This window comes from Arsenophonus sp. PmNCSU2021_1 (assembly GCF_036919435.1).
Lineage (GTDB): Bacteria > Pseudomonadota > Gammaproteobacteria > Enterobacterales > Enterobacteriaceae > Arsenophonus > Arsenophonus nilaparvatae.
Map to the genome: position 1 here is coordinate 526,505 of NZ_JAZHPL010000011.1, position 6,368 is coordinate 532,872.

Annotated in this window: 7 protein-coding genes and 3 pseudogenes; 5 read left to right on the top strand and 5 right to left on the bottom strand. The window is 42.5% G+C overall.

From position 1 onward, the window contains the following. Window positions 1–308: 308 nt before the first annotated feature. The 3 genes and pseudogenes from V3224_RS28880 to V3224_RS28890 form a co-directional block, all read right to left on the bottom strand. Window positions 309–878, bottom strand: coding sequence for a plasmid pRiA4b ORF-3 family protein (locus V3224_RS28880; RefSeq protein WP_334467940.1), 570 nt, complete (start codon window positions 876–878; stop codon window positions 309–311). A gap of 69 nt (window positions 879–947) precedes the next feature. Further along, a pseudogene (locus tag V3224_RS28885) lies at window positions 948–1,136 on the bottom strand (ATP-binding protein); the annotation flags it as partial. A gap of 2 nt (window positions 1,137–1,138) precedes the next feature. Then, a pseudogene (locus V3224_RS28890) lies at window positions 1,139–1,546 on the bottom strand (recombinase family protein); the annotation flags it as partial. 215 nt (window positions 1,547–1,761) lie between these two features. Between V3224_RS28890 and V3224_RS28895 the strand changes: the two are divergent. Together V3224_RS28895 and V3224_RS28900 are read left to right on the top strand one after the other, a co-directional pair. Then, window positions 1,762–2,259: a tail fiber protein gene (locus tag V3224_RS28895; protein WP_334473922.1), complete on the top strand. Its 498-nt coding sequence runs from the start codon at window positions 1,762–1,764 to the stop codon at window positions 2,257–2,259. 7 nt (window positions 2,260–2,266) lie between these two features. Beyond that, on the top strand, window positions 2,267–2,824 hold the full coding sequence (locus V3224_RS28900; RefSeq protein WP_334469167.1) for a tail fiber assembly protein: 558 nt from the start codon (window positions 2,267–2,269) through the stop codon (window positions 2,822–2,824). 170 nt (window positions 2,825–2,994) lie between these two features. Here V3224_RS28900 and V3224_RS28905 read toward each other — a convergent pair whose 3' ends face one another. Next, entirely contained in the window at window positions 2,995–3,507 is a 513-nt protein-coding gene (locus V3224_RS28905; protein ID WP_334469164.1) for a gp53-like domain-containing protein, read from the bottom strand. A gap of 235 nt (window positions 3,508–3,742) precedes the next feature. Between V3224_RS28905 and istA the strand changes: the two genes are divergently transcribed. From istA to V3224_RS28920, 3 genes are read left to right on the top strand one after another with little or no spacing between them, the layout of a single operon-like run. Continuing rightward, window positions 3,743–4,783, top strand: a complete 1,041-nt coding sequence (gene istA, locus V3224_RS28910) for an IS21 family transposase (RefSeq protein WP_334469161.1) — start codon at window positions 3,743–3,745, stop codon at window positions 4,781–4,783. Then, a complete protein-coding gene (gene istB, locus V3224_RS28915) occupies window positions 4,770–5,531 on the top strand; it encodes an IS21-like element helper ATPase IstB (RefSeq protein ID WP_334469160.1) in 762 nt (253 codons plus the stop codon). The genes istA and istB overlap by 14 nt, the downstream gene beginning before the upstream one ends. A 55-nt stretch (window positions 5,532–5,586) precedes the next feature. Continuing rightward, on the top strand, window positions 5,587–6,141 hold the full coding sequence (locus tag V3224_RS28920) for a recombinase family protein (RefSeq protein WP_334469158.1): 555 nt from the start codon (window positions 5,587–5,589) through the stop codon (window positions 6,139–6,141). Window positions 6,142–6,149: 8 nt separating this feature from the next. On the opposite strand, the pseudogene V3224_RS28925 reads toward V3224_RS28920, so the two are convergent. Next, window positions 6,150–6,368: pseudogene (locus tag V3224_RS28925) on the bottom strand (glutathione-dependent disulfide-bond oxidoreductase); the annotation flags it as partial.

Consider the following 6,368-nt stretch of genomic DNA (forward strand, 5'->3'; position numbering starts at 1 on the left):
CCGATACGCTCTCTCTGCTTCTCGCCGCTGTAAGCTCCATTAGCCCCAAAGCGTTCATCACATAAAAGAACGCCCTACTTACGAATAGATGTTGATAGAATCTGTCAAACTATGAAAATGAATCCCTTTATCTTTCAATTCAGAGATTAAACCGATTAAATTCTTGATGCTGTGTCCCAGCGAGGGCAAGATAGCGAATATTTATTAACCAAACTGCTCGTCAATAGAGCACTCATGTTCTCACCTTAGTCTCAGAGGTAGCACTTAAAATGCTACCTTTTGAACTATGGACACTCCATGTGTATATTTCAAGAGTAAAAATTAATCAACCGCTGATTGATAGTTTTAAGGTCATATGCTCGTTCAGCTATGTCGCACATTAGCCACTCGTGTAATTCTTCACGCTCTGGATTATCAACATCTTGAATATCTTTGAGCTTTTGGTAATATCCCCAAAGCCCCCCAGAGTCTTCAGATGGGCAGGCTTCCGCTCCCTTTATACAGATGGGGAGCTGGAGTAATTCCTGATCAGGCAATGATGATTCTTCAAGCAAAATGCAATGATCCCAGTTGTCTCCGAAATCGTATAAGTAAACCATTTTTTCTCCTTTCTTACGAAGGAGTTTGCTCAAAGGCACACCTGTACTATCTTGCAGATATGTTTCTTTAAAATCGTCCATAATCATTCCATATCGCAAATCTCCTTTTTCAAAACTGTACAAATGATCATTTGTCCAACCCATAGCTAATTGTATAACCATGTGTAGTTCATCAAGAGGTATTGTCTTCAGAACGATCAAACGTCGCCAAATTAGTGGTTTACTATCAATTAGTGTGATTTTTATTTGATATAAATCCTTTCCCGAAAATTCACTCATTATTATCCCCCTTAAATAAATACAGTCTCTTTAGTCTCACACTCCACTAAATTTTTCAAGTCTTTGCTAACGTTTGGCAATCACATTGAAAAATAGGTTTGCTTCCTCTCGCCCAAACGGTAGATATGCAATCTAATCTATGATCAATAACTTCGGGGCCATCACCGAACGTGATAGATATTGTTTGAGCTTATTTTGTCGTTTTGCAGTTGAGAGTTGCAACATAAGTTCAGCCGTCGTGGTAAAGCGGTTTTTTTTCTTCGTCCTCTGCTTCTCGCTGCAGCCAAACCTGCCTGAGTACGTTCAACAATAAGCTCCCGCTCCATTTGCGCCAAGGCACTCATCACATGAAAGAAAAAACGACCTGCTGACGAAGAGGTGTCGATAGAATCCGTTAAACTATGAAAATGAATGCCTTCATCTTCAAGTTTGGATATTAAAGTAATCAAATGTTTAATGCTGCGACCCAGTCTATCCAGCTTCCAGACCACCAATGTGTCACCCGATTTCAGTGCGTTTAGAGCACGTTTTAATCCGGGTCTCTGGTCTGTTTTTCCGCTGATTTTATCCTCAAAAATCTGTTCACAATTTGCGCAAATCAAGGATTTTTGCTGTAAATCGGTGTTTTGGTCATTTTTTGACACCCTCATATAGCCTATTTTTGCCATTTTAGCCCCTTAACCTTCCTCTAAAAGACTTATTATGCCTGGTTTTGGTCAAAATATTAGCTAAATTCTGAATTCAATAAAACCTTGGTTTAACGGAAACGGTAGATTGTGCAAAAAACGCACTGGACAAACGAACCGGCGGAACGGTCAATGGCGACATTATTTCACAAGGTGGTGTACTCTCACTGAAGGGGGATGATCGCAAGCATCTGGGTATTCATAATCAGGATGGTAGCGTTCGCATGTGGCTCTTCAAAGACAAGGGCGGTGATGGTGTTCGACTGAACAACGGCAGTGACGGTGGTGGTGAGTACGTTTTCCATAAAGATGGCGGTTTTCATGCCCCTTCTTCCGTGTATGCCGGAGCTGCAAGGATAGCCCATGACGGCAATATCTACGGCAGTCAATGGGGAAATCAGTGGCTGGACGCTTACCTGAAAAAAACCTTCCAGCCCAAGGGGGTGGGTCAGGCTTACACCAAGGAGGAATCAGACGCCCGGTATGTTCGGGATGTACAGCGTGGTGCCGTGAGCGCAATCTACACACCAGAAGGTGTATCCACTGATGCCTCGAAGGGGTGTGTCATGGTAGGGGTGACACTGAGTGGTGACGGCTCTTCGGGTACACATGTTTATCAGGTTCGTTATTGCCCGTTGCAGATTAAAATCAATGGCGCATGGCGCACGATTTCTGACATTTCTGATTCAAAATGAGGTCACTATGGAATTAAAAAATGTCTCCCGCTATTCCCCGGATAACATGCCCTATGGTCATGGTGTCCAGTATTTTAAGAGTGAAGACGGTCACGATTTCTATGAATCACTCAACCTGTTCACCAAAAAATACAAACTCTGCATAGAACCCGATACCGGCATCATTCGCTCTATTGCCAAAGATGTGTCCAGCCTGTACCCCGCAGGGTTTACCGTTGTCGACGTCGATGAACTGCCTAGTGGGGTGGATATCTCCGGTGACTGGCTTTTTGATGGTAAAAAAGTGGTTCGCCGCATCCCGACTCAGGGTGAACGTGTTGTGAAAGCAAAGTTTGAGAAAGCAGAGTTGATGCAGATGGCGAGCATCGCTATTGCTCCGCTACAGGATGCGGTAGACCTCGATATGGCCACAGAGGCAGAAAGGGCCAAGCTTGTCGCGTGGAAAACGTACCGCGTGCTGCTAAACCCTGTCGATATCAGCAAAAGGCCGGATATTGCATGGCCGGAAGCACCAAAAAAGTACACGAGTTTCGCACAGGCATATAAAGTTCTAGAAATGGCTTAAAAGCAATGGTTAATCTGCAAGTTACTAAAACACATAAATTTTATTAAATTACAATAATTTGTATTTAATTTATAAGGTTTTGTCTATTTATATATCATGCTGAATTAAACTTAAAAATAGCGCGTTTTTTTATTGGTGCGAAACTCGTGAAGTAGTGTGATAATCTAGAGTTAGTAACAAACCAACTCCCATGTTCTAGGCGCTTGAATCGCTGTCCTTGTATAATCAGCACTGATAATTAACGATTTTCCTTCTATTTCAACATAGGTGCCTAAATTACCCTCTGCGGCAATACCTTTCAATTTCACTGTCGCTGTCGCCGATAAGATGGCATGAGGAACCGGACAAGGCAACGTCAGGGTATAAATCTGTCCGGCATACAGTGGTGGCGTGATACCCCATTGCCTGATAAGCCCGGTATCCCCGCATTTCCACCATCCGTTGGTGACAAGATGAGCGGTATTTTTTGCGCCTTTCGCATTGATACGACTATCCACTTCGACTTTGGTATAAGCGCCGACATTGCCTGCTGGTATACTGATATCTGCACTTCCATTAAAGGCTACTCCCGCGATTTTTCTGGCTGTTTGTAGACGTGTTGCTGACGCAGCGTTACCGTCAAGATTACCGCTAATTAACGTGTTAAAAATCTGTTTATTAATCCACCGATTTTCTTTTTCCAACAAACCAAGGTTTTATTAAATCGAGAAATTAGGTAAAATTTAGACAATAACCAGCGATTACAAGGCTTACCGGGTCTGAGAAAAGGTTAAAAATGGCAAAAATTGGCTATATAAGGATGTCAAAAAATGACCAAAACACCGATTTACTGTCACCGATCATGCAAAACTGATCCACTAACGATCATCTAAAACTGATCCACTTGGTATTATTCGTACATTTTTGTACGGGTAATTTATGTTAACCAAGGAGATATTTGTGGATATTCATGTTCGCTTTACACAAGGACAAAGCCTTCGAAAAATTGCCCGTGAATTAGGCATTTCCCGTAACACCGTAAAACATCATTTACAACAACAGGCAATGCCAACTTATGCTAAAAGAAGTCAACAACCGAGTAAACTGGCACCCTTTAAACCTTATTTGCTTCAGCGAATTGAATTGGCTAAACCTGATTGGATCCCTGCAACAGTGTTATTTGATGAGGTAGCTGAAAGAGGTTATCAAGGCGGTATTGCTCAGTTACGCCGATTTGTTTGTCAATTTAAACCAAGCATTGTTCCCGAAGCTGTCGTCCGTTTTGAAACACAGCCAGGTCAACAAATGCAAATCGACTTCACCAGCATCCGGCGAGGTAAAAAATCCCTAAAAGCGTTTGTTGCAACACTAGGCTATTCGCGTGCTAGTTATGTAAAGTTCTTTGATAATGAACGAGCAGGATCGTGGCAACAAGGTTTAAGAGAAGCTTTCGACTATTTTGGTGGTGTACCACAGGAAGTATTGTGTGATAACGCAAAATCCCTCATCATCGAACGGGATGCTTATGCAGAAGGTGAACATAAATTGCATGTCGAAATGCTTCAAATGTCGAAAGATTACGGTTTTAAATTGAAGGCTTGCAAGCCCTACAGGGCAAAAACGAAAGGGAAAGTAGAGCGCTTTAACCACTATTTAAAAAACAGTTTTATCGTGCCATTAAATACCGACCTTCGTGCTCATAATCTTGAACTAGATATCGAGATAGCCAACGCAAAAGTGGGTCCATGGTTACAACGCGTTGCCCATCAGCGGATTCATGGAACAACTTTAGAAAAGCCAGCAGACAGATTAGCTAAGGAAGTTAAGTATCTTCTTCCCTTACCAGCAAGGGTTTGCCAATCTATCCCGCAGACTAATACGCTTAATATTCGTATCGTACCGCCCCTTGAATCTGTCAATTTGCAACACTCAATCAGCGTATATGAAGCATTGCTGGGAGGTGAACATGTTATTGCATGAACAAATTGAACACCTGTGTGAGTCATTGAAATTAAATTCTGTTCCCAGTCATTGGTCATCACTTGCAGAACAATGCATTGCCCAAGACAAAAGCTACGGAGAGTTTTTACTATCCCTATTAAAATGTGAGCAACAACAACGAGATGAACGAACTCGTAATCTCTTGAGTCGGATGGCAGGATTCCCAGTACACAAAGAACTTAATACGTTCGATTTTAAGTTTGCAACGAGTGTTCCTAAACAACAAATACAGGAATTAAGCGCATTAACATTTATTGAACGTAATGAAAATGTCGTATTGCTTGGCCCAAGTGGTGTAGGTAAAACGCATTTAGCTATTGGATTAGGATTAAAAGCAGTACAGGCTAGGAAGAAAACTCGCTTTACAACAGCGGCTGAACTGATGTTGCAACTCTCAACTGCCAAACGACAAAATAAGCTCAAACAATATCTATCACGTTCGGTGATGGCCCCGAAGTTGTTGATCATAGATGAGATTGGATACTTGCCGTTTGGGCGAGAGGAAGCAACCCTATTTTTTAATGTGATTGCCAAGCGTTATGAGCATGGTAGTGTCATATTGACGAGTAACTTATCATTTGGGCAATGGCCTGGTACTTTTGCTGATGACGCAACATTAACCGCCGCTATGCTTGATCGTTTACTTCATCATTCGCATGTACTGCAATTAAGCGGTGAAAGCTATCGATTGAAAGATAAGCGGCGATCAGGAGCAATAACCGAGTAAAACAGTGGATCAATTTTGATTGATCGTATTTAGATAAAAAGTGGATCAGTTTTCGGTGATCGTTGACAATTTACAGCAAAAATCCTTGATTTGCTCAAATTGTGACCAGATTTTTGAGGATAAAATCAGCGGAAAAACAGACCAGAGACCCGGATTAAAACGCGCTTTAAATTGCTTAAAAGCGGGCGATACGTTGGTGGTTTGGAAACTGGATAGACTAGGCCGCAGCATCAAACATTTAATCGGTTTAATCTCTGAACTAGAAGATAAAGGGATTCATTTTCATAGTTTGACGGATTCTATCGACACCTCTTCATCCGCAGGGCGTTTTTTCTTTCATGTGATGAGCGCGTTGGCACAAATGGAGCGGGAACTGATTGTTGAGCGAACTCAGGCGGGTTTAGCCGCCGCGAGAAGCAGAGGCCGTATCGGTGGTAGACCTTGCTCATTATCTTCTGCACAGCAGCAGCAAGCTAAAAAATTACTTGAGTCCGGTCAGAGTAGAAAACAGCTTACATTACTGTATGGCGTTTCATTAACCAGCATCTACAAATATTGTCCAGTTGATCATACCGCTCGAACAGGCAAAAGTCCCTCTGATGAAAATTGAGAATGATGTTAATCCAAGTCTGATGCCTGATGGCGTTCCGAGACACCGTCATTACCTGTACGATTGACCTTACGACCACGGATCACTGCGGATCGGGCAGCAATCTCATCAGCCCAGCGTTTGACATGGTGATAATTCTGCACTGACAGAAATTCGCCTGCATCGTACAAAGTGCCTTGCACCAGCCAGCCATACCAAGGCCAAGCGGCAATATCAGCGATGCTATA